Origin of the sequence: Streptomyces sp. NBC_00775 (genome assembly GCF_036347135.1) — a bacterium.
In the GTDB taxonomy this organism is placed as follows: Bacteria; Actinomycetota; Actinomycetes; order Streptomycetales; family Streptomycetaceae; genus Streptomyces; species Streptomyces lutosisoli.
Genome location: NZ_CP108938.1, coordinates 3,867,576 through 3,890,758 on the forward strand (window position 1 = coordinate 3,867,576; position 23,183 = coordinate 3,890,758).

Annotated in this window: 20 protein-coding genes; 10 read left to right on the plus strand and 10 right to left on the minus strand. The window is 70.0% G+C overall.

All coding sequences use genetic code 11. The annotated features are described in order from the left end of the window. Positions 1 to 264 precede the first annotated feature (264 nt). Positions 265 to 1,950, plus strand: a complete 1,686-nt coding sequence (locus tag OIC96_RS17120) for a chitinase (RefSeq protein WP_330307000.1) — start codon at positions 265 to 267, stop codon at positions 1,948 to 1,950. A gap of 140 nt (positions 1,951 to 2,090) precedes the next feature. Here the strand turns inward: OIC96_RS17120 and OIC96_RS17125 are convergent, their stop codons facing one another. After that, positions 2,091 to 3,431: an Nramp family divalent metal transporter gene (locus OIC96_RS17125; RefSeq protein WP_330306999.1), complete on the minus strand. Its 1,341-nt coding sequence runs from the start codon at positions 3,429 to 3,431 to the stop codon at positions 2,091 to 2,093. A gap of 227 nt (positions 3,432 to 3,658) precedes the next feature. Here OIC96_RS17125 and OIC96_RS17130 point away from each other — a divergent pair, with 227 nt between their 5' ends. Continuing rightward, positions 3,659 to 5,035 carry a M14 family metallopeptidase gene (locus OIC96_RS17130; protein WP_330306998.1) on the plus strand — a complete coding sequence of 459 codons (1,377 nt, stop codon included), beginning with the start codon at positions 3,659 to 3,661 and terminating at the stop codon, positions 5,033 to 5,035. A 69-nt stretch (positions 5,036 to 5,104) separates the two neighbouring features. Here OIC96_RS17130 and OIC96_RS17135 read toward each other — a convergent pair whose 3' ends face one another. The 5 genes from OIC96_RS17135 to OIC96_RS17155 form a co-directional block, all read right to left on the minus strand. After that, a complete protein-coding gene (locus OIC96_RS17135) occupies positions 5,105 to 5,782 on the minus strand; it encodes a hypothetical protein (protein WP_330306997.1) in 678 nt (225 codons plus the stop codon). A 94-nt stretch (positions 5,783 to 5,876) separates the two neighbouring features. Next, on the minus strand, positions 5,877 to 7,361 hold the full coding sequence (locus OIC96_RS17140; protein ID WP_330306996.1) for a GntP family permease: 1,485 nt from the start codon (positions 7,359 to 7,361) through the stop codon (positions 5,877 to 5,879). Between the two features lie 164 nt (positions 7,362 to 7,525). Beyond that, complete coding sequence (locus OIC96_RS17145; protein WP_330306995.1) at positions 7,526 to 7,936, minus strand: RidA family protein; 411 nt, start codon at positions 7,934 to 7,936, stop codon at positions 7,526 to 7,528. Positions 7,937 to 7,958: 22 nt separating this feature from the next. Next, positions 7,959 to 8,726 (minus strand): IclR family transcriptional regulator, encoded by a 768-nt coding sequence (locus tag OIC96_RS17150; RefSeq protein ID WP_330306994.1) that lies wholly within the window; start codon positions 8,724 to 8,726, stop codon positions 7,959 to 7,961. Continuing rightward, positions 8,723 to 9,763: a sugar kinase gene (locus OIC96_RS17155; RefSeq protein ID WP_330306993.1), complete on the minus strand. Its 1,041-nt coding sequence runs from the start codon at positions 9,761 to 9,763 to the stop codon at positions 8,723 to 8,725. Before OIC96_RS17155 ends, OIC96_RS17150 begins: the two co-directional genes overlap by 4 nt. Positions 9,764 to 9,975: 212 nt before the next feature. Between OIC96_RS17155 and OIC96_RS17160 the strand changes: the two genes are divergently transcribed. Both OIC96_RS17160 and OIC96_RS17165 read left to right on the plus strand, forming a co-directional pair. After that, entirely contained in the window at positions 9,976 to 11,253 is a 1,278-nt protein-coding gene (locus OIC96_RS17160; protein ID WP_330306992.1) for an amino acid deaminase, read from the plus strand. 10 nt (positions 11,254 to 11,263) lie between these two features. After that, on the plus strand, positions 11,264 to 12,889 hold the full coding sequence (locus tag OIC96_RS17165) for an N-acyl-D-amino-acid deacylase family protein (protein WP_330306991.1): 1,626 nt from the start codon (positions 11,264 to 11,266) through the stop codon (positions 12,887 to 12,889). A gap of 18 nt (positions 12,890 to 12,907) precedes the next feature. Here OIC96_RS17165 and OIC96_RS17170 read toward each other — a convergent pair whose 3' ends face one another. Both OIC96_RS17170 and OIC96_RS17175 read right to left on the minus strand, forming a co-directional pair. Further along, positions 12,908 to 13,801, minus strand: coding sequence for a S1 family peptidase (locus tag OIC96_RS17170; protein WP_330306990.1), 894 nt, complete (start codon positions 13,799 to 13,801; stop codon positions 12,908 to 12,910). A 184-nt stretch (positions 13,802 to 13,985) separates the two neighbouring features. After that, the gene (locus tag OIC96_RS17175) at positions 13,986 to 14,651 is read right to left on the minus strand and encodes a hypothetical protein (RefSeq protein WP_330306989.1); all 666 of its coding nucleotides are present in this window, start codon (positions 14,649 to 14,651) and stop codon (positions 13,986 to 13,988) included. Positions 14,652 to 14,777: 126 nt separating this feature from the next. On the opposite strand from OIC96_RS17175, the gene OIC96_RS17180 reads away from it, so the two are divergent. The 6 genes from OIC96_RS17180 (at position 14,778) to OIC96_RS17205 (ending at position 21,193) form a co-directional block, all read left to right on the plus strand. Further along, positions 14,778 to 15,989 carry a pyridoxal phosphate-dependent aminotransferase gene (locus OIC96_RS17180; RefSeq protein ID WP_330306988.1) on the plus strand — a complete coding sequence of 404 codons (1,212 nt, stop codon included), beginning with the start codon at positions 14,778 to 14,780 and terminating at the stop codon, positions 15,987 to 15,989. A 101-nt stretch (positions 15,990 to 16,090) separates the two neighbouring features. Beyond that, complete coding sequence (locus tag OIC96_RS17185; RefSeq protein WP_330306987.1) at positions 16,091 to 16,507, plus strand: SCO4983 family protein; 417 nt, start codon at positions 16,091 to 16,093, stop codon at positions 16,505 to 16,507. 294 nt (positions 16,508 to 16,801) lie between these two features. Then, complete coding sequence (locus tag OIC96_RS17190) at positions 16,802 to 17,875, plus strand: substrate-binding domain-containing protein (protein ID WP_330306986.1); 1,074 nt, start codon at positions 16,802 to 16,804, stop codon at positions 17,873 to 17,875. A 12-nt stretch (positions 17,876 to 17,887) separates the two neighbouring features. Next, the gene (locus OIC96_RS17195) at positions 17,888 to 19,060 is read left to right on the plus strand and encodes a toxic anion resistance protein (RefSeq protein ID WP_330306985.1); all 1,173 of its coding nucleotides are present in this window, start codon (positions 17,888 to 17,890) and stop codon (positions 19,058 to 19,060) included. After that, complete coding sequence (locus OIC96_RS17200; protein WP_330306984.1) at positions 19,057 to 20,595, plus strand: vWA domain-containing protein; 1,539 nt, start codon at positions 19,057 to 19,059, stop codon at positions 20,593 to 20,595. The genes OIC96_RS17195 and OIC96_RS17200 overlap by 4 nt, the downstream gene beginning before the upstream one ends. Beyond that, positions 20,582 to 21,193, plus strand: a complete 612-nt coding sequence (locus OIC96_RS17205; protein WP_330306983.1) for a hypothetical protein — start codon at positions 20,582 to 20,584, stop codon at positions 21,191 to 21,193. The genes OIC96_RS17200 and OIC96_RS17205 overlap by 14 nt, the downstream gene beginning before the upstream one ends. Positions 21,194 to 21,197: 4 nt before the next feature. Here OIC96_RS17205 and OIC96_RS17210 read toward each other — a convergent pair whose 3' ends face one another. Continuing rightward, positions 21,198 to 22,364: a hypothetical protein gene (locus OIC96_RS17210; protein WP_330306982.1), complete on the minus strand. Its 1,167-nt coding sequence runs from the start codon at positions 22,362 to 22,364 to the stop codon at positions 21,198 to 21,200. Next, a complete protein-coding gene (locus OIC96_RS17215; RefSeq protein ID WP_330306981.1) occupies positions 22,361 to 23,182 on the minus strand; it encodes a PP2C family serine/threonine-protein phosphatase in 822 nt (273 codons plus the stop codon). Before OIC96_RS17215 ends, OIC96_RS17210 begins: the two co-directional genes overlap by 4 nt. Between the last annotated feature and the right edge of the window lies 1 nt (position 23,183).

Genomic DNA, 23,183 nt, shown 5'->3' on the forward strand with positions numbered 1-23,183 from the left:
CAGCACCATATCCACGGCATGCCCCGCTCAACACCGAATCTCCGAGATCAACTCACGGAAGGTGGGGGCGTGATCAACGGAGAGTGAGGCGAATATGCCGCAACTCGACACCCCGGGAAGGAGGTTGAGGGCTCCACAGGTCTTGACAACTGAATTGGTCTGGACCAACTTGTACATCCAACGGTGGCCACCGTTCCGCATCCCCTCCTCTCCCCTCCCCCACCTCTCCCACCTCCCGGAGGACCAGTGGACCGCGTCACACGTATGCCCAAACGGAGATGGGCCGGAGCCCTCGCCGCCATCGTCACCGCATCCGTCCTCTCCCTCACCGGCCTGGCGGGCCAGGCCCAGGCCGCGGACGTCAACAACGCCAAGAACGGCGGCTACGAGTCGGGCCTGAGCAACTGGACGTGTTCCGCGAGCAGCGGTACGACCGTCTCCTCACCGGTGCACGGCGGCTCGGCCGCGCTGAAGGCCACGCCTGCCGGGCAGGACAACGCCCAGTGCACCCAGTCCGTCGCCGTCAAGGCCAACTCGACGTACACGCTGAGCGCCTGGGTGCAGGGCGGGTACGCCTACCTCGGTGTGACGGGCACGGGCACGACGGACGTGTCGACCTGGACGCCCGACTCCTCCTCCTGGAAGCAGCTGACGACCACCTTCACCACGGGCGCGTCGACGACCTCGGTGACGGTGTACACGCACGGCTGGTACGCGCAGGCCGCCTACTACGCGGACGACCTGTCGGTGTACGGCCCCGACGGCGGCGGTGGCACCGACCCGGCCCCGACCGTCCCCGCGACGCCGGCCGGTCTGGCCGTCTCCTCCACGACGTCGTCGTCCGTCTCGCTCTCCTGGAGCACGGTCTCGGGCGCGACCGGCTACAACGTCTACCAGGGCGGCACCAAGGTCCAGTCGGTGACCGGGACTTCGGCGACAGTCACCGGTCTGACCGCCTCCACCTCGTACTCCTTCCAGGTCACGGCGACCAACTCGGCCGGTGAGTCGGCGAAGTCGACGGCGGTCACCGGGACGACGACCGCGTCCAGCGGCGGGGGCGGCGGGACGGTTCCCGCGCACGCCGTGACCGGCTACTGGCAGAACTTCAACAATGGCGCCACGGTCCAGACGATCGCCGCCGTGCAGTCCCAGTACGACATCATCGCGGTGGCCTTCGCGGACGCGACCTCGACACCCGGCGCGGTGAGCTTCACCCTCGACTCGGCCGGGCTCGGCGGCTACACCGTCGACCAGTTCAAGGCGGACATCAAGGCCAAGCAGGCCGCCGGCAAGAAGGTCATCATCTCCATCGGCGGCCAGAACGGCACGGTGTCGGTGAGCGACTCGACGTCCGCGACGAACTTCGCCAACTCCGTCTACTCCCTGATGCAGACGTACGGCTTCGACGGCGTCGACATCGACCTGGAGAACGGCCTCAACGCGACGTACATGTCACAGGCCCTGCGGTCGCTTTCGTCGAAGGCCGGGTCGTCCCTCGTCATCACGATGGCCCCGCAGACCATCGACATGCAGTCCACGTCGAACACGTACTTCCAGACCGCCCTGAACATCAAGGACATCCTCACCGTCGTCAACATGCAGTACTACAACAGCGGTTCGATGCTCGGCTGCGACGGCAAGGTGTACTCGCAGGGCTCGGTCGACTTCCTGACCGCCCTCGCCTGCATCCAGCTGGAGGGCGGCCTCGACCCGTCCCAGGTGGGCCTCGGCCTCCCCGCCTCCACCAGCGGCGCCGGCAGCGGCTACGTCTCCCCGACGATCGTCAACAACGCCCTCGACTGCCTCGCCAAGGGCACCAACTGCGGCTCCTTCAAGCCGTCCAAGACCTACCCGACCCTGCGCGGCGCGATGACCTGGTCGACGAACTGGGACGCGTCGGCGGGCAACGCCTGGTCGAACGCGGTGGGTCCGCACGTGCACGCGCTGTAGGCACAGCCCGCAGATACGGCACAGGCACGACATAGGCGCGACATGGGCATCGGACAGCTCCACCTTCACCCCGCTCCTCGCATCCGCGGCGAGCGGGGTGAAGGCTGCCCGGGCTCTCTCATTCGCGCTCCTGGAAGCTTCTAGAAGAACTCCGACCACGGCTGGTCCCAGATCTGCTTCACGCACAGGACCAGGAAGAGCAGTCCGGCGATGGCGAGCATGGCGTTGCTCAGGAGGCCGTTTCGCCATTCCCCTGGGGTGCGGGAGGAGTTGAGGAGCCAGATCAGGGTGAGGGCGAGGAAGGGGAGGAAGGCCGCGCCCAGGACGCCGTACAGGATGACCAGGCGGAACGGCTGGCCCTGGAAGAGGAGCACGATGGGCGGGAAGGTCAGCCAGAGCAGGTAGGCGCGGAAGGGCCAGGACTTCTCGCGGGCGCCCGAGGCGACCTCCTCGCCCGTGGCCCGGCCCCGCGACCGATAGCGCTCCACGAAGTCCGCGAACATCAGGCTCACGCCGTGCCATACGCCGATCAGCGAGGTGAAGGACGTCGCGAAGAAGCCGATCAGGAAGAACTTGGCGGTCGCCGTGCCGTACTCCGCCTCCAGGATGTCGCCGAGCTGGATGAGGCCCTGGTCGCCGCTCGCGATCGCCACGTTCGCGGAGTGGAGGAGTTCCGCGCCGACGAAGAACATGGCGACGACGAAGATGCCGGTGGTGGCGTACGCGACCCGGTTGTCGAGCCGCATCACCTTCATCCAGCCGGTGTTCGTCCAGCCCTTCGCGTTGACCCAATAGCCGTACGCGGCAAGGGTGATGGTGCCGCCGACCCCGCCGATCAGGCCGAGCGTGTTGAGGACCGCGTCCTTCTCGTCGGGGAGGACGGGGAGCAGACCCGCGAAGGCGTGGCCGAGGTTCGGGGTGACGCGGATCGCCAGATAGACCGTGACCACGAACATCACGCCCACCAGCACGGTCATGACCTTCTCGAAGACCTCGTACTTGTTGAACCAGACGAAGACGAGGCCGACCAGCCCGCAGATGACCGCCCATGGCTTGATCGACCAGTCGGCCGGGAAGACGTCGGGGAACAGCGCCTGGAGCGGCAGCGCGCTCGACGACATCGCCGCCGCGCCGTAGACAAAGCCCCAGACGACCACGTAGACGACGAAGAAGTACGTCGTCCACCGGCCCAGGCTCGCCCAGCCGTCGAAGAGGGTGCGTCCGGTGGACAGATGCCAGCGGCCCGCCGCCTCGGCCAGCGAGATCTTGACGACGCAGCCGATGACGGCGGCCCAGAGCAGGGTGTATCCGAAGTTGCTGCCCGCGATGAGGGTGGCGACGAGGTCACCGGCGCCGACGCCGGTCGCGGCGACGACGATGCCGGGGCCGATGTACTTCCAACTGGACTTGCGGGGTTGGGAGATGGCCTCCCCCGACACTGACTTCCCGGACTTCCCGGACTTCCCAGTGGTCTCCGTCATGCGGTTCAAGAAAGCGTAAAGGGGAGGGCGGCACAAGCGCGCGTGCCGCCGCCCGGCCGATTTTCGGCCGGATCCCGCCATCGGCTCTTTATCGTGTCTTGACCTGCTCATGCCATGGCCTCACGATGAGCGCCACACCCGCACCAGGCACGTCGCCATGAACCACCCCCCGCTCCACTCCCCACATTCCGGAGATCCCGGAATTCCTGGAGAAACAAGGAGACTTCATGCGACTTCGCATACGCGGCAGCGGCAACGGCAGCCCTGACGGCAAAGGCAGAAGCGGGCGGCGCACCGCCGCTCTCGCCGTCCTCGCGGCCTTCGCCCTCGCGGCTCCCCTCACCGCCACGGCCACCGACGCCACGGCGAGCGGAGTGAAGGCCCCCGCGCCCTCGTCCGACGACATCAAGCAGTACGAGATCCACCAGAGCACAACTCCCCTGACCCGTACGGCGATCCAGCAGGCCGGGGTCACCGTGGACGAGGCCGACGAGGAGACCGTCGTCGTATCCGGCCGCGCGGACCAGATCAAGAAGCTGCGCCAACAGGGCTATGACGTCTCGCTGTTGGGCTCGGCACCGAACCGGGCGAGCAGCGCCGACGACGTACGGATCCTCGACTTCCCGACGGCGGACTCGAAGTACCACAACTACGCCGAGATGAACACGGAGATCGACCAGCGTCTCGCGGCGTACCCGAGCATCATGAGCAAGAAGGTGATCGGCAAGTCGTACCAGGGCCGGGACATCGTCGCCATCAAGGTCAGCGACAACGTCGCGACCGACGAGGCCGAGCCCGAGGTCCTCCTCACCTTCCACCAGCACGCCCGTGAGCACATGACCGTCGAGATGGCGCTGTACCTGCTGCGCGAACTCGGCGCGGGCTACGGCTCCGACTCCCGCGTCACCAGCATGGTGAACAACCGCGAGATCTGGATCGTCCCGGATCTCAACCCCGACGGCGGCGAGTACGACATCGCGACGGGCTCGTACCGCTCGTGGCGCAAGAACCGTCAGCCCAACTCCGGTTCCTCGTACGTCGGTACGGACCTCAACCGGAACTGGAACTACAAGTGGGGCTGCTGCGGCGGTTCCTCGGGCTCCACGTCCTCCGAGACCTACCGCGGCACGTCCGCCGAGTCGGCGCCCGAGGTGAAGGTGGTCGCGGACTTCGTGCGCAGCCGGGTCGTCGGCGGCGCACAGCAGATCAAGGCCGGGATCGACTTCCACACCTACAGCGAGCTCGTGCTGTGGCCCTTCGGGTACACCACCGCCGACACCGCGACCGGCATGACCGCGGACGACGCCGCCGCGTTCAAGGCCGTCGGCCAGAAGATGGCCGCCAGCAACGGGTACACCCCCGAGCAGTCCAGCGACCTGTACATCACCGACGGCTCGATCGACGACTATCTCTGGGGCTCCCAGAAGATCTTCGACTACACCTTCGAGATGTACCCGACGTCCAGCTCCGGCGGCGGCTTCTACCCGCCCGACGAGGTCATCGAGCGGGAGACCTCACGGAACCGGGATGCCGTGTTGCAGCTGCTGGAGAACGCGGACTGTATGTACCGGTCCATTGGTAAGGCGGCCCAGTACTGCAGTTAGGACTGGGGTGAATCGGTAGTCGGGGAACTGCGGGCCGGTTGTGGCTGGGCGCGCAGTTCCCCGCGCCCCTTACGGGGCGCCCTCTTCCGCGGCTTCCTCATCTTCCACGTCTGCCGCGTCTTCGTCGAAGTAGGCGTCCAGCACCGCGTCCAGCTGGTTCTCCCACTCCTGGAAGCGGGAGCGGGACTTGGCCTCGATCTCGATCGGGTACCAGCGGCGGTCCGGCGTGTGCACCGTGATGGTGAACCGCTTCCCGAAGCGCGGCGACTCCGTCTCGACGGCGCCGATCTCCTCCCAGCGGAACTCCGCCGCCTGGTCGTCCAGACGCAGGTGTACGCCGCTGTGGTCGGCCTTGATCGAGGCGCGCCGGTCGGAGGCCTCGAAGACCGGACCGTCGGCGTCGGCCTCCGGTTCGGCTTCAGCTTCAGCTTCTGCCTCGGCTTCGGCTTCAGCTTCGGCTTCGGCCTCGGCCTCGGCCTCGGCTTCGGCTTCGGCTTCGGCCTCGGTGTCACCCCCGGTCTCGTCCTCGGCCTCCTCCTGCTCGGAAGCCGTCTCCTCGGAGGTGACCTCCGCGGAGACGGCTTCCTCGACTGCCGCGTCCTCGACTGCCGCGTCCTCGACGTCGGCGCCCTCGGCCACCGCGCCTTCCGGCTCCGCGGACACGGGTGACGTGAGCCCGGGGATGTATGCCGGGTTGACCGCGGCGGCGTCCAGGGGCTGGCTCTTCGAACCTATGCGCTGCTCCACAGCGGGAAGTATGGTCGACGATCCTGTGTCAGCGACAGCCAGTCCCGGTTGCGGTTCGAAAACCGTGCAGTGGGATGGCTGGATACCGGAGTGACTACACGAAGAGGCTCAGCACCGCCGCTACCGCGAAGCCCACCACCGACAGCACCGTCTCCAGGACGGTCCAGGTCTTGAGGGTGTCGCGCTCGCTGATGCCGAAGTACTTGGCGACCATCCAGAACCCGCCGTCGTTGACGTGCGAGGCGAAGATCGAGCCCGCCGAGATCGCCATGATGACGAGGGCGACGAAGGCCTGGGAGTGGTGGCCCTCGGCGAGCAGGGGCGCCACGATGCCGGCCGTGGTGACGATCGCGACCGTCGCCGAGCCCTGGGCGACCCGCAGGACCACGGAGATCAGGTAGGAGAGGACGATCACCGGGAGGCCGACGTCGTTGAAGGTGTCCGAGAGGGCCTGGGCGACACCGCTGGCCTTCAGTACGGCACCGAAGATGCCGCCCGCGCCGACCACGAGCAGGATGTTGCCGACCGGCTTGAGCGACGAAGTCGACACCGTCTCAAGGGACTTGCGGGACCAGCCGCGCCGGATGCCGAGCAGGTAGTACGCGAGCAGCAGCGCGATCGTGAGGGCGACGAAGGGGCTGCCGAAGAACTCGATGACCGAACGGCCCGTGGAGGGGTCGAGGGCGATCGAGGAGAAGGTGGCGGCCAGGATCAGCACCAGCGGCGTACCGATGATGCCGAGAACCGTGCCGAGCGGTACGGGCTTCTCCCGGGGCTCGACGCCTGCCTCGCGCTGCTCGTCGATGACGGCGAGCTTCGCCTCGGCGGCGGCCTCGACCATGTCCTGCGGTACGGCGACGAAGATCCGCTTGCCGATCCACGCGGCGTAGACCCAGGCGGCGAGCACGGCGGGGATGCCGCAGACGATGCCCATGAGGATGACCCAGCCGAGCTGCACGTGGAGCAGTCCCGCGGCGGCGACCGGGCCCGGGTGCGGCGGCAGGAAGGCGTGGGTCATCGACAGGCCGGCCAGCAGTGGCAGGCAGTAGAGCAGGATCGACTTGCCGGAGCGCTTGGCGGCGGCGTACACGATCGGCGCGAGGACGAAGATGCCGACGTCGAAGAAGACCGGGATGCCGAAGATCAGGCCGGTCAGACCCATCGCGAGCGGGGCGCGCTTCTCACCGAAGAGGTTGAGCAGCCGGGACGCCAACACCTCGGCGCCGCCGCTGACTTCGAGGATCGCGCCGAGCATGGTGCCCAGGCCGATGATGATCGCGACATGGCCGAGGATGCCGCCCATGCCGGTCTCGATGACGGAGACGGCGGTGGAGCGCTGGACCGTGCCGAAGAGTTCGGTGACCGAGAGTCCGGCCGCGAGGCCGACGGCTATGGAGACGGCGAGCAGCGCGACGAACGGCTGGAGTCTGGCCTTGATGATCAGGACCAGGAGGAGGGCGATACCGAGGGCGGCGACCGTGAGGAGCCCGGCGGTGCCGTCGATGAGGAGGAGCAGACCGCCGGTGTGGGGTGGTGTTTCCACGACGGGGGCTGGTGCGGCGAGCGGAAGGGAGCTCAAGGGGGACCTCTTCTTAAGTACATGTGCTTTCGGGCAGGGGGAATCGCGGAACGGCGCCCCAGGGATGACAGGTGAGGGCGCCGCACCGTGATGACGTACGGAGTGCGGGAGAACGAGGGAGACGAGCCTCAGCTCATGAGTTCACGAGCGGACTCACAACCGGGTCAGCCGAGTACGGCGAGCGCGTCGATCTCGATGAGGAGGCCGGCCGGCAGTCCGACGTAGACCGTCGTGCGGGCGGCAGGGGGCGCGGTGAGGCCCTGCTCCTCGAAGTAGGTGTTGTAGAGCTGGTTCATCTCGGCGAAGTGGTCGACGTCCGTGAGGTAGACGCGGATCATCATCGCGTCGTCCCAGGTGGCGCCGCCCTCTTCGAGGATCGCCCGGACGTTGGCGAGGGTCTGGAGGGTCTGCTCGCGCAGCGTCGGACCGGCGGGCGTCGGCGGCTTGCCCTCCTCCGCGGGCAGGAAGCCGACCTGTCCGGCGACCTGGAGGATGTTCCCCTTCTTCACGCCGTGCGAGAACTTGGCGGGCGGCGTGGTGTGGGTCTTGGGCGTGAGCGCGATCTTGTCCGTCATGGTGTGCTCATTTCTTCTGTGCTCATTTCTTCGGGTCTTCCTTCGCGGGGGACTTGCCGGAGTAGTCGCGGCTGATGGCGTCCGCCGTGCGGCGCACCAGCGGGAGCAGCGTGAGGAGTTCGTCGGCGGTGACGACGACGTTGGGCGCGGAGACCGACATGGCGGCGGCGACGCGTCCGTCGGCGCCGCGGATGGGGGCGGCGACGCAGTTGATGGACTCCTCGTGGCCACCCAGGTCGGTGGCCCAGCCCTGTTCGCGCACCGTCGCCAGCTCCTTGAGGAAGGCGGGTGCGTTGGGGATCGAACGGGCCGTGTACATGGGGTAGTCGAGCTTCTCGGCGAGCACGCGGCGCTCGGCCTCGGGCAGATCGGCGAGCAGCAGCTTCGCCACCGCCGCGACGGTGATGGCGACCGGCTTCCCGATCCGCGAGTACATCCGCACCGGATACCGGCTCTCCACCTTGTCGATGTAGAGGACCTCGTTCTCCTCGTACACCGCGAGGTGGACGGTGTGCCCGCACTGCTCGTTGAGGCGTACGAGGTGGGGGTGGGCGATCTCCCGGACGTCCAGGTTCTCGACGGCCTCCTGGGCGAGGGCGAAGAGGCGGGCGCCGAGGCGGTACCGCTGGTCGGACTGGCGGTAGACGAGGCCGTGCTCGTGGAGCGTGCGCAGAAGGCGGAGCGCCGTGGACTTGTGGACGCCGAGGCGGTCGGCGACCTGCCCGAGGTCGGCGGGCCCCTCGGCGAGCAGCGGCAGGATGCTCAGCGCTCGGTCGACGGTCTGGCTCATGGCGTACGTACCTCCTCGTCGGCCCGCGTGACGGCTTCGGTCCAGCCGGGGCCGAGTCGAAGTCTCCCCCACGCGTCCTCGTCCAGGGCGGCCAGCCGGTCGGCGTGGTCGCGGGCGGGAGGTTCGGCGAGGTCACCGGGCACGGTGAGGGCGGCGGCGGCCATCAAGTGCCCGTGCCGCAGCCGGTCCCTGGCGGGCAGCCCCCGCAGGGTGGCGGAGAGGAACCCGGCGGCGAAGGCGTCGCCGGCACCGACCGGGGCCACGACGTCGGTGTGCAGGGCGGCGGCGAAGGTGACCGTGTCGCCGTCGAAGAGGGTGGCGCCCCGGGACCCCTGCTTCACGACCAGGGCGCGGGGTTCGGGCAGCGCGGCACGGAGAGCGGCCGGGCCTCCGGTGACCTCCCACGCCGCTTCGGCCTCGTCCTCGCCGACGAACACGATGTCGGCGCCGCGCGCGAGGTCGAGCAACACCTGCGGTCCCGCGGTGTCGCGCCACAGCCCCGGGCGGTGGTTGACGTCGAAGGAGACCAGCGGGCGGCCGGGCCGGCGTTCGGTGAGCTCGCGCATCAGGGCGAGGCAGTCGTCGGAGAGCGCGGCGGTGATCCCGGACAGGTGCAGCACGCGTCCCGCGCGGACGGTGTCCAGGTCCACGTTCTGCACCGCCATCGCGGAGGCGGCGGACCCGGCCCGGTAGTACGCGACCTCGTGGGCGTCGGTCGCCCGGTCGCCCGCCGTGCGGAAGTAGATGCCCGTCGGGCGCGCCGGGTCCCGTCGCACGGCGGAGGTGTCGACGCCGTACGCGGCGATCGCCTCGACGAGGTGGTCGCCGAACCCGTCGGCGCCGACCCGGCCGACCCACCGCACGGTGTGCCCGGCCGAGGCGAGCACGCACGCCACGTTCGACTCCGCCCCGCCGATCCCCCGCACGAACGACGGCACGTCGGCGAGGCGCCCCGGGCGGGAGGGCAGGAACGTGACCATGGACTCGCCGAGCGCGACGACATCAAGCGTGCCGACATCGACAAAGTTGGGGGTCACGATGGCTGGGGCTCCTCGCTCTCGCGGCCAACGGCACCGTTGACCCTGCGTTGGCTGGGATGTTAGACAGCAGTAAGCGACATACGCAATGACCGTTGCAGACAGTGCAACGTACGGCCAACACGCGGGCATCGCACCTCATCGCAAAGCACTTATCGCAACGCACGTATCGCCACGCACTTCATCGCCACGCACTTCACCAAGGAGGCCCCATGGGCGCCGACACCGCCGCAGCACAGCTGGCCGCTCTCACGGCGGACCGCGTCGACCACCGCTTCAAGGGCCTCCCCCTGGACGCCGAGGGCCTCACCGTCGGCGAGCTGGCCGCCCAGCGCCGCAACCTCTTCACGGACGGCTTCACCACCCCCGTTCTCGCCCTCTCCGCCGAGCGTCTGACGCACAACCTCGAACTGATGGAGACGTACGCGGCCCGCCACGGCCTCGCCTTCGCCCCGCACGGCAAGACCTCGATGGCCCCGCAGCTGTTCTGGAGGCAGATCGAGCACGGCGCCTGGGGCATCACGCTCGCGGTCCCCCACCAGGTGCGCGTGGCGAGGCGGTTCGGGATCGACCGGATCTTCCTCGCCAACGAGCTCGTCGACACGGCGGCCCTGCGCTGGATCGCCGCCGAGCTGTCGGCGGACGAGGACTTCCGCTTCATCTGTTACGTCGACTCCGTACGCGGCGTCGAGCTGATGGACGCCGCGCTGCGCGGGACCTCCCGCCCCGTGGACGTCGTCGTCGAACTCGCCGCCGGTGAGGGCGCCCGCACCGGCGTCCGTACGGAGGCGGAGTGCGCGGCGGTCGCGGACGCGGTGGCCGCGACGCGGACGCTCCGTCTGATCGGCGTGGCGGGCTACGAGGGCGAGGTCCCGGGGGCGACCCCCGAGCGCGTCCACGACTGGCTGCGCCGGCTGACCTCCCTGGCGGCGGACTTCGACAAGGCGGGCCGGTTCACGGGCCTGGAGGAGATCGTGGTCAGCGCGGGCGGCAGCGCCTGGTTCGACGCGGTCGCCGATGTCTTCGCGGAGATCCCCGAACTCTCCCTCCCGGTACTGAAGTTGCTGCGCTCCGGCGCGTACGTCTCGCACGACGACGGCCACTACCGCAAGCTCACTCCCTTCACCCGCGTCCCTGAGGAGGGCGCCCTCCACCCCGCCTTCCGGCTCTGGGCCCAGGTCGTCTCGCGCCCCTCCCCCGAGCAGGCCTTCGCCAACGCGGGCAAGCGGGACGCGGCGTACGACCTGGACCTGCCGTTCGCCCAGGTCGTCCGCCGGGAGGGTGCCGAACGCCCCGCGACCGGCGTCACCGTCACCGGCCTCTCCGACCAGCACGCCTGGCTCGGCACCACCGAGGAGGCGGACCTCCAGGTCGGTGACTGGCTCGGCATGGGCCTCTCCCACCCGTGCACGTCCTTCGACAAGTGGCAGCTGATTCCCGTGGCCGAGGCGGACGGCACGGTCGTGGACTACATCCGCACGTTCTTCTAGGAGGCCTGGCGTGGAAGAGCTCGTCATCCGTGACGCGGACGTCGTGGACGGTTCCGGCGCACCCTCGTACCGCGCCGATGTGGTGGTCGGCGGCGGCAGGATCGTCTCGATCGTCAAGGAGGCCGCGGCGGCGGGCTGCCAACGCCCCACCGCGCGCCGGGAGCTGGACGCCGACGGTCTCGCCCTCGCCCCCGGTTTCATCGACATGCACGCGCACAGCGACCTCGCGCTGCTGAGGGACCCGGACCACAGCGCGAAGGCGGCGCAGGGGGTGACCCTCGAAGTCCTCGGCCAGGACGGCCTGTCGTACGCACCGGTGGACGACCGTACGCTCGCCGAGGTCCGCAGGGCGATCACCGGCTGGAACGGTGACGGCGATGACATCGACTTCAGCTGGCGGTCGGTCGGGGAGTACCTGGACCGCCTCGACCACGGATTCGACGGCGAGGGCATCGCCGTGAACGCCGCGTATCTCATCCCCCAGGGCACCGTACGCATGCTCGCCGTCGGCTGGGAGGACCGCGAGGCGACGCCCCAGGAGCTGGACCGGATGCGGCAGTTGGTGGCGGACGGCCTGCGGGAGGGCGCCGTCGGCATGTCGTCCGGGCTGACGTACACCCCCGGGATGTACGCCAAGGACGCCGAACTCACCGAGCTGTGCAGGGTGGTCGCCGCGCACGGCGGCTACTACTGCCCGCACCACCGCTCGTACGGGGCGGGCGCCCTGGAGGCGTACGAGGAGATGGTGGCTCTCACCCGCGACGCCGGCTGCCCGCTCCACCTCGCCCACGCCACCATGAACTTCGGCGTGAACAAGGGGAAGGCCCCGGACCTGCTCACCCTCCTGGACAAGGCGCTGGCGGAGGGCGCGGACATCACCCTCGACACCTATCCGTACACCCCCGGCTGCACGACCCTCGTGGCGATGCTGCCGAGCTGGGCGAGCGAGGGCGGCCCGGAGGCGATCCTGGCCCGTCTGAAGGACGACACGACGGCCGAGCGGATCCGGCACCACATGGAGGTCGTCGGCGCGGACGGCTGTCACGGCGTGCCCATCGAGTGGGACACGATCGAGATCTCGGGCGTCAGCGACCCGGCGCTCGCGCCCTACGTCGGCAGGACGGTCCAGCACTCCGCCGGCCTGCGCGGCGAGGCTCCCTGGGTCACCGCCCGCCGCCTGCTCATCGAGGACGGCCTGGGCCCGACGATCCTCCAGCACGTGGGCCACGAGGAGAACGTCCGGCAGATCATGCGCCACCCCGTGCACACGGGCGGCTCCGACGGCATCCTGCGGGGCGACAAACCCCACCCGCGGGCGTACGGCACCTTCCCGCGGTATCTCGGCCACTACGTACGGGAGTTGGGCGTCCTCTCGCTGGAGGAGTGCGTCGCCCATCTCACCGGCCGCCCCGCCGCCCGGCTGCGGCTGCCCGACCGCGGCCTGGTCCGCGAGGGCCACCGCGCCGATCTGGTCCTCTTCGACCCGGCCACGGTCGCCGCGGGTGCGACCTTCGAGGCGCCGCGCACGCTCCCGGCCGGGATCCCGCACGTCCTCATCGACGGCCGCTTCGTGATCGAGGACGGGCGCAGGACGGACGTACTGGCGGGGCGGGCGGTCCGCCGGACTCCCCGGTGACCGCCCGCCGCACAGGAGTTACGGCTTGGGCAGGGTGCACCCGCTCGCGCTCAGGTTGAGCACGTTGCCGGTCGTGAAGCAGGCCGGGATCTGGTAGGTCTCCTCGGCGTAGTTGATGCCCTCGTGGATGGTGACGTTGCCGCTCTCGTCCACCTCACAGGGGTTGTCCACCGTGCAGGTCTCGCCGTTCTCGTTGCCGGTGTTGTTGACGGCGACGACCTTGCCGGTGGACTGGTCGATGACCGGCGAGCCCGAGGTGCCGCCGATGGTGTTGCAGGCGGAGGTGTAGCGGACCGAGTCCTTCCAGGTCCAGTCGCCCTCCTTGAGGCGGTACACGAACCCGTCGATGTTGCAGCTGTACAGCCGCTTCCAGTAGCCGGAGGCGACGGTGATGGCGGTGCCGGCGGTCGGGTGCGTGTCCTGCACGGTCAGCGGGCTGATGCCGTACGAGCTCTTGATCGTCGCGTAGGTGCTGGTGAGCTGGTAGATCGTGACGTCCGTGTCGGTCATCGTCGAGTACGCGACCTTGCTGGCGCGCAGCGTGGCGACCCGGGTGCCGGCCGAGTTGAGCAGGCCGAAGGTACGGCTGGACGACTGGCCGACGATCACCTCACCGGGGTCCGGGAAGCCGGTCTCCAGGCAGTGACCGTTGGAGAGCACGAGCGCCGGGGCGGTGTCCAGGGAGTTCGGGAAGCGTATGACGGAGCCGGAGCAGTTGCTGAGCGCGACGGTCCCGGCGAGGTTGACGGCCTGGAGGGTCGGCGCCGCCGCCTTGGTGTCCGACTTGACCGCGGATGCCGACGCGGACGTCGACACGGCCGCCGACTCGGGCGCGGGTGCCGCGACCGCGGGTGCCACGCCCGCTCCGGCGATCACCAGAGCGAAGAGCGCGGCAACGAGAGGCTTTCTCATGTGGGGGTCCCCTCTTGCGACTTGGGTGACAGGAGATCTTCCGGTCACCTTCTGTTTTGTCATGCGCATTGTGAGGGGAGGGGGGTTGGGGGGCAAGGAGTTGTTTTTGGCCTAGGGGGCGGCTTGTTCGAGCGCCCGGCCGGCGAACCGAAAGACCATCGGCCCGGTCGGGGGGATCCGGCGGCTACTTGGGTCGCTTGGTGGATCCCTGGCCGTGGCCGTTGGAGTTGCCCGGGCCGGTCCCGGTCGTGGCGGTCGCGGTGGCGGTCGCCGGAGCCGTGGACGCGGGGGCCGTCGAGGCGCTCACGGACGGGGACGCACTCGGGGAGGCGGAATCGGCGCCCGCGCTCTCGGACGCACCGGGCGACGCGGTCGGCGAACTCGCCGAGGAGACTCCCGCGGTCGAGGCGGAACCCTCCGTGGGCGCGGCGGCCCCCGTGGCGAGTCGCGGGGGCGAGGCCGTCCGCCCGGTCGTACCGCCCGACCCCTTGGACGACCCGGAGTCGAACGCTCCCGAGATCAGGACGGCGAGAAGGACGACGCACGCCGCCCCGCCGGCCACGGCGAGCCGGCGCAGCAGCCGGACACGGCGCCGGCGCAGCAGCCGCTCGTGGCGGCCCGAGGTGTCGCCCGACGGCTCGCCCGGGAGGATCTCGTACCCGCCGGGGACGGCTTCCTGCTCGATGGTGTCGTCGCCGTCACCACCCTCGACGCCGTCCTCGTAGCCCTTCTGCCAGCCGTGCGCCTCGGCCGGGTCCAGGTACGACTCATAGGCCGGGGGCACCTCGCCGTCGCCCTGCGGGAGGTACACCCTCGGCGGGGCGTCGGGTTCGCCGTGCTGCCTGGACATGGGCGCGCATTGTAGAGACCGCAAGGGCTTGCGGCGTAGCGAGCAGACAAAGCTGACCAAACCGGCACGTCTCACGTGGTGGAAAACACGCCCCGCCGAGCGTTACGCGGCCGTAAGCTCACGGACATGCAGGTGATCCAGTCCACGAAGCTCGCCAACGTCTGCTACGAGATCCGGGGTCCGGTTCTTGAGGAGGCGATGCGCCTTGAGGCGGCCGGACACCGCATCCTCAAGCTCAACACGGGCAACCCGGCCGCCTTCGGTTTCGAGTGCCCGCCCGAGATCCTTGAGGACATCCTCCGCAACGTCTCGTCGGCGCACGGCTACGGCGACGCGAAGGGCCTGCTCGCGGCCCGCCGGGCGGTGGTCATGCACAACCAGACCCTCGGCATCGAGACGGACGTCGAGCACGTCTTCGTCGGCAACGGCGTCTCCGAGCTCATCGTCATGGCGATGCAGGGCCTGCTGGACGACGGCGACGAGGTGCTCGTACCGTCGCCGGACTATCCGCTGTGGACCGCCGCCGTGTCGCTCTCCGGCGGTACGGCCGTCCACTACCGCTGCGACGAGCAGTCCGACTGGATGCCCGACCTCGCGGACGTGGAGCGGAAGGTCACCGACCGCACCAAGGCCATCGTGATCATCAACCCGAACAATCCGACGGGTGCGGTGTACGACGACGCCATGCTGCGCGGGCTGACCGACATCGCCCGCCGCCACAACCTGCTGGTCTGCTCCGACGAGATCTACGACAAGATCCTTTACGACGGCGCCACCCACACGTCGACCGCCTCGATCGCCCCCGACCTGCTCACCCTCACCTTCAACGGCATGTCGAAGGCGTACCGCGTGGCGGGCTACCGGGTCGGCTGGATGGCGATCTCCGGCCCGCGCGCGCACGCGGACTCCTATATCGAGGGCCTGACGATCCTCGCGAACATGCGGCTGTGCGCGAACATGCCGGGCCAGCACGGGGTGGTCGCCGCGCTCAGCGGGCGCCAGACGATCAACGACCTGGTGCTGCCGGGCGGGCGGCTGAAGGAGCAGCGGGATGTCGCCTACGAGCTGCTGACGCAGATCCCGGGCGTGAGCTGTGTGAAGCCGAAGGGGGCGCTGTACCTCTTCCCGCGCCTGGACCCGAAGGTCTTCAAGATCAAGGACGACCGGCGGATGGTCCTCGACCTGCTGCGCCGCGAGAAGATCATGGTCGTCCAGGGGACGGGCTTCAACTGGCCCGAGGCGGACCACTTCCGGGTCGTCACGCTGCCGACGGTCGGGGATCTGACCGACGCGGTGACCCGGATCGGGAACTTCCTGGACGGCTACAGCCAGCCGTGACTCTCACCCTGTGTGCGCGGGACGCCCAGTTCTGCGACCAGGCTCAACTTTAGACGAAATCTAAGCTAGGATGGTTTCCTGTCAGCACAGGAGGCCATCCCATGTACGAACCGATCCGCACCAAGTCGGTCCACACGATGGCCGGCACCGCCCCCTCCGACTTCCCCCACCGGTCGCGCGAGGAGGAGCTGGACATCCAGCTCGCCGGCCACCTCGCGGCGCTGCTCGCCGTGACGGACGAGATCCGCTCACTCGCGCCCTCCCCCGCGCTGGACACGGCCGCCGAGCGGCTCGCGCAGCAGGTGGCCCGGCTGCGGGAGGGCGTCACCCCGGTCCGCGCCTCGGCCGCCGCCCACGAGCCGCAGCTCGTGACTCTCCACCAGCGCGCACACGCCCTCGCCGGCCGCGCCCTCGTCGTCGCGGCGTCCCGCGCGGACACGGCGGCCGCGATTCTGGCTGCCGAACAGATGGACGCCCACGCGTCCGCCGCCGGCTCCCGCGCACTCGCGTCCCACTGAGCCCCCGGGCTCCCCGAGCCCACGGCTCCCCCGTACGGCCTCGGTCCGCGCGCACCCACAGCGTCGCGCGGACCGGGTGCCACAACACTGCGTTCGCTTGACCAGGGGGCTCTCCTTGACCCCGGCTTCCGGGCGCCGCCGGGCTGCCCTCTTGTCCGCGGTCGCCCTGCCGTCCGCAGCCCCATGGAACGGAGTGGGACCCCCGGGTTCCGGTTGCGTACCGGGACTCGGTGGTCACCCCGTGTTCACCCCCGGAGACGGGGAACGTTGGATTCCGAGGTGCACGCTCCAGGCGTGAGACGAATCGCAGGGATCGTCCTGGCGGTCCTGCTGATCGGCGGCGTGGTAGCAGCCGTTGTCGCAGGCCGCGATGGTCAGGACAAGGGCACGGCAACGAAGACCGTGCAAGGAGTGATCGGATCGGAGAAGGCGGAGTTCTTCGCCGATCCCGACGTGGTGAAGGCCCTCGCTGCCAAGGGCTACACCGTGAAGACGGAGACCTCCGGGTCCTGGGCCATGGAGGGGCTCGACCTCAAGGGCTACGACTTCGCCTTCCCGTCCAGCCAGGCGCCGGCCGACGAGCTCGCCGACAAGTACCACGTACGGCAGCCCCTCCCCCGGCCCTTCTACTCGCCGCTCGTTGTCGTGGCTCATCGCAGCGCGGCCCAGGTACTCGCCGCCAACGGTCTCGCCACCCTCGAACGGAACACCGGCACGCTGAAGATGGCCGCCTACCTCGACGCGGCCCGGCACGACCGGACGTGGCAGCAGCTCAAGGGGGCCGGCCGGCACGGCGAGTTGACCGGCACCCTCTACATCGCCACCACCGACCCGGACACCTCCAACTCGGGCGCCCTCTACCTCGCCGCCGCCTCGTACGTCGCCGACGGCGGACGCGTGGCCGCGGACACCGCCGCCGTCGAGCGCACCGCGCCCCTCATGCGCAAGCTCGTCAGCGTCCAGGGGGCCCAGCAGACCAGCACGGACGCGGAGTTCCGCGACTTCATCAGCGGGGCGGGCAACCCGCTCGTCCTCGTCTACGAGTCGCAGGTCGCCGCGCTGCTCGCCGAGGGCCAGGACACCGGCGACCTCACCGTCCTCTACCCGGACACCACGGCCAACAGCGACCACACCGTCGTACCGCTCACACCTCAGGGCCGCGCGCTGGGTGAACTCCTCAGCAGCGACCCGACGTTGCGCAGGCTCGCCGTCCAGCACGGGTTCCGGCCGCAGGGTGCGACCGCCGAGTTCACGGCGGCGACCGCCGGCCACACCGCCTATCTCAACCAGAAGCTGACCGGCGTCCGGCAGGCGCCCGTGCCCGCCTCCAAGGTGCTGCACGAGATGGCGCGCCGGGCCGGGAACTAGGGGGAACAGCACGTGACAACCGAAGACACCTTCACCCTCACGCCGCCCGAGGCCGTCGCCGCCGTGCCCCGTGAGAAGGCCGGCGGGCTCGTCCCGGTCGACCCGGCCCTGCGGGACGACATGGCGCGGCGCGCCGCCGAGTACGTCGGCGGGCTCGCCTCCGTCGACGCCCGCTCGCCCGAATTCGCCGGCAAGGTCGGGGAGATCGCGGGCCTGGGCGCGAGCGAGATGCGGGGCGCCGCCGCCCAGTCCAACCGCATGCTGGAGCGGACGATCCGCAGCCTGCCCGCCACGGGCGAGGACGCCCAGTCGCAGGTCGCGGGCTCGCTCGTCGAACTCCGCCGTGTGGTCGAGGACCTGGACCCGCGCGACCTGCCCGCGAGCAAGGGGCGGAAGTTCCTGTCCAGGCTGCCCGGCGGCAACAAGCTGCGCGACCACGTCGCCAAGTACGCCTCGGCGCAAGGCACGTTGAACAAGATCGTGGGCTCCCTGCGTGGCGGCCAGGACGAGTTGCGCCGGGACAACGCGGCGCTCCAGACCGAGCGCGTCCGGCTCTGGGAGACGATGGGCAAGCTCCAGGAGTACGTCGTCCTGACCCAGGCCCTGGACATGGCGGTCGAGGAGCACATCGCCACCACGGAGTCCGTCGACCCCTCCCAGGGCGACACCCTCCGCGCCGACGTCCTGTTCCCCGTCCGCCAGAAGCACCAGGACCTGCTCACCCAGCTCGCCGTCTGCGCCCAGGGCTACCTGGCCATGGACGTGGTCCGGCGCAACAACGAAGAGCTCATCAAGGGCGTCGACCGCGCCGCCACCACCACGGTCTCGGCCCTGCGCATCTCGGTCATGCTTGCCTCCGCCCTCGACAACCAGCGCAAGGTCGTCGACCAGGTCAACGCCCTGCGCGGCACCACGGAGGACCTCATCCGCGGCAACGCCGAGATGCTCGCCACGCAGAGCGGCGAGATCCAGCGCATCGCCGCCGACCCGGCCGTCGGCGCCGAGACCCTCCGCACCGCCTTCCAGCAGATCTACCGCACCCTCGACGCGATCGACACGTACAAGGTCCAGGCGACCGAGGTCATGGCGACCACGGTGGAGTCCCTGACCGCGGAACTCCAGCACGCGAGCGCGTACTTGGAGCGCAGCCGGTCGCAGGGGGCCCTGGAAGGCGGGCTCACATGAGACGACGTACGGCATGCGCCGTCGTGGCGCTGCTCGCCGTCACGGCGTGCACGGCACAGGAAGAGAAGAAGTCCGAGGGCACCGCCGCTCCCGAACCGGGCACCCTCCGCATCCTCGCCTCCAGCGAACTCAGCGACATGAAGCCGGTGTTGGACCAGATCCACAAGGACACCGGCATCACGGTCAAGCCCACCTACATCGGCACCCTCGCCGCCGTGGACCTGCTCGCGCAGGGCAAGGCGGACGGCGCGTACGACGCGCTGTGGCTGTCGTCCAACGACTACCTGCATCTGCGCCCCGACGCGGCGAAGAAGGTCGTGTCCGAGACGCCGGTGATGTCGAGCCCGGTGGCCATCGGGGTCAAGCCGGCGACCGTGGGCGCACTGGGCTGGAAGCCGGACGACGTCACCTGGTCCCAGGTGGAGCAGGCGGTGGCGGACGGGAGACTGACGTACGGCATGACCGATCCGGCCCGCTCCAACTCCGGCTTCTCCACGCTGGTCTCGGTGGCCTCGGGCCTGTCCGGCGCCCAGTCGGCGCTCACCGACGCGGACGTGGACAAGGCGACACCGAAGCTGCGGGAGTTCTTCAAGGGGCAGAAGCTGACGTCGGGGTCCTCGGGCTGGCTGGCGACGGCGTACGAGCGTCGCGGCACGGTGGACGCACTGCTCAACTACGAGTCGGTCCTCAAGGGCATGAAGGGCCTGACGGTGATCCGGCCCCGCGACGGCGTCGTGACCGCCGACTATCCGCTGTCCTCCCTCGCGTCGTCGTCGAAGGCCACCCGCGAGACCGTCCGCCGCCTCACCGAGGCCCTGCGGACGCCGAAGGCGCAGGGCGAGATCACCCGTGACACGCATCGCCGCCCGGTCGTCGCCTCGGTGCCTCCGGCGGCGGGCCTCGACACGGGAAGGCGCCGCGAACTCCCCTTCCCCGGCAGCCGATCCGTCGCCGACCGGCTCCTCGACTCGTACGAGAACAAGCTCCGCCGGCCGTCCAGGACCGTATACGTTCTCGACACCTCGGGCTCGATGGGCGGCGACCGTCTCAGCCGGCTGAAGAAGGCGCTCAGCGATCTGACGGGCGACTTCCGCGACCGCGAGGAGGTGACGCTGATGCCGTTCGGCTCGACGGTCAAGAGCGTCCGCACGCATGTGGTGCGGCCCGAGGACCCGAAGTCCGGACTGGACGGCATCCGCGAGGACACCCGCGCGCTGAGCGCCGACGGCGGCACCGCGATCTATACGTCACTGGAGAAGGCGTACGAGCATCTGGGCGCCGACGACGACACGTTCACGTCGATCGTGCTGATGACGGACGGCGAGAACACCTCGGGTGCGAAGCCGGCCGCGTTCGACGACTTCTACGACCGGCTGCCGGGCGGTCGGCGGGAGATACCCGTCTTCCCGATCCTGTTCGGCGACTCCGACCGCGGCGAGCTCCAGCACATCGCCGACCTGACCGGCGGCCGTCTCTTCGACGCCCAGAAGGGCTCGCTCGACGGCGCCTTCGAGGAGATCCGTGGCTACCAGTAAGAGCCCGCTGAGGTATCTCGAATCCCGCAAGAACCTCACCGGCAGCGCCTGCGGGCTCGTCGGCCTCGCGCTGACCTTCACGGGGGTCGCGGGCGCGTACTGGCCCGTCGTCGTCGCCGGACTGTACGGCGCGGGCGCCCTGATCGCCCCGCCGGAGCGCCCGCCGCTGCCGGACTTCCCGGACCCGTCGGCCCAACTGGAGCAACTGCGCGTCGACTTCGGCAAGCTGCGGGAGTATCTGAGCGGCGTCGAACTGCCCCCGGCGGCCGGCGGCCGGCTCATCGAGCTGACCGGACTCGTCGCCGCCCTGCTGGATCCCGGCTGGGTCGCCGAGGTGCTCGCCCAGGACCCGGAGGGCGTGCACACGCTGTCCCGTGCCGTACGGCAGGACATTCCGGAGGCCGTCGACACCTTCGTACGGACGAGGTGGTGGACCCGGCTGGCCCCCGGCACCGAGCCGCCGGAGCGCCATCTGGAGCGCCAACTCGCCCTGCTGCACGAGGAGTCGGACCGGCTGGCCGTCTCGCTGCGGGAGACCGAGGCGCGGCGGCAGGAGTCGCACACGCGGTATCTGGAGGACCGGGGACGGTCGCAGTAGCGGCTCAGCCCCCGCCCCCGTGGACCCCGATGATCACCAGGATCACCACCACCGCGATCAGCACGGCGACCTTCAGCGCCTTGGGCCACGCCCCGCCCGTCGTCCCCTGCGGCGGCGCGTCCGGCACGGGCACCGGTACCGGCCCGTTGAACACGTCGTGCCCCGTCACCGCCGCCCGCGTGCACCACGGGCAGGACGTCAGATGGGAGCCGTACGCGTGCAGCGGGCGGTTCTGGCAGACCCGTACGAGGGAGCGCTCCTTGTTGAGGGCGCGCAGCCAGGCCTCCGCCGGGGGGCGGGCGGCGGGGGCGTGCACGCCGGGGCCGAAGGCGGCGCGGGCCAGGGTGAGGAGTTCGGGGGGCAGCACGGAGGGGTCGATGGTGCCGCGCGGGATGACGACCCGCTCGGGGCGGACGACGTAGGAGCAGCTGGCGGCGATGTTGTCCTTGACGGTCGACTCGGAGGCGCTGTCGTGCGGGACGCCGCCGAAAGGGTGGTTGCCCGCGGTCAGCAGCTGGTAGACGAGGACGGCGAGGGCGAAGTCGTCGGTGGCGCGGGTGGCGGGGCCGCCGGCCTGGCGCTCGGGGGACGAGTAGTCGGTGGTGTGCATCAGACAGGGGAAGAGTTCCCCGGACACCGGATCGTTGAAGGCGATCGAGTCGCAGTCGAGGAAGGTGACGAAGCCGTTGGCGTCGACCACCACGTTGCTGCTGGAGAAGTCGCCGATGACGAGGTTGTCGTAGTGCATACGGGCGGTCATGAACGCGAGGTTCCAGGCGACGCCGAGCAGGAAGCGCCAGTCGGCCCGGTCGGCGAAGAGCTTGAGGCGCTGGGCGCGGGTGAACAGGCCGATCAGCTGGACGTGGTCGGGTTCGCCGAAGCGGCGCATGGCGTAGCCGAGGAACTCCCCCTGCGGGCCGCGGGCGATGGCGGTGGGCCAGGCCAGTTCGGGCGGCTGGGAGACGTCGGTGGGGCGGGCGGCCAGCGGTGACATGGTCAGCATCCGCATCAGCCGCCGCTCCTGTTCGAGGCCCGGCGGTTCGCGGTAGAGCTTGACGACGATCGTCTCGTCGCCGACGACCGGGAAGACGGCCGCCTGACCGCCGCCCTTGAGCGGAAGCTCCGCGAGGGTGACGGGCTTGCCGTCCAGGAACACCGTGAGGCCGCTCATGGCCGCGCCTTGCGCACGGCCCGCAGCAGGGTCTTGTCGTCGGCGTTCAGGGCGGTGAGGCGGTCCGACCTCAGCAGGGTCGCGAGACCCTCGTGGGCGTTGTCGGTCACGGGTCCGGGAGCGTCGAGGGAACGGAACACGGCGTCGACGAAGGAGGTGTTCGGGGACAGCGCGCCTCCCCCGGCGGGGGTGGGCGCGGCACGGTTGAGCGCGGCCTGCACGAGTCCGTCGGTGGACAGCAGCACCCCGTCGATCCCGTCGTCGGACACACAGTCGGTGTGTATCCAGCGGGCCGCGTCCGTCGAGGTGAGGAAGACCGTCTCGTTGCTGTACTCGCTGGCCGCCCGCGTCTGCGGCAGCAGATGGAACTGCCGCTCCCCGTCCTCCACCCCCGCCCGGAGTACGACGAAGCCGTCGCCCACGGTGAGATGGCCCAGCCAGCCCGGGGCGAGCACCACGACGGTGAGCGTGGTCGCGAAGTCCGCGGCGTCGGCCCCGGTCCGGTCCAGGAACACCTTGCTGACGTCGTGGAAGGCGTCTTCGAGCAGCTCGTGCACGGCCTCACCGGGATGGCAGTCCGCCGCGGCGGCCGCCCGGCGGGCGAAGTGCTCCGCGGCCAGCTCCACCGCGAGCCGCGAACCCTCCTCGGAACGCGGCCTGCTGCCCGCCCCGTCCGCCACCGCGAGGACCGCCACGGACGGCGACGCCGTGTACGCGCAGGCGTCCTGGCAGGGCAGTCCCTGGCGGCGGTGGCGATAGCCCTCGACGCTCATGCCGTGGATCCGCCACGGTGACTCCAGCTTCTCCGCTCCGGCCATC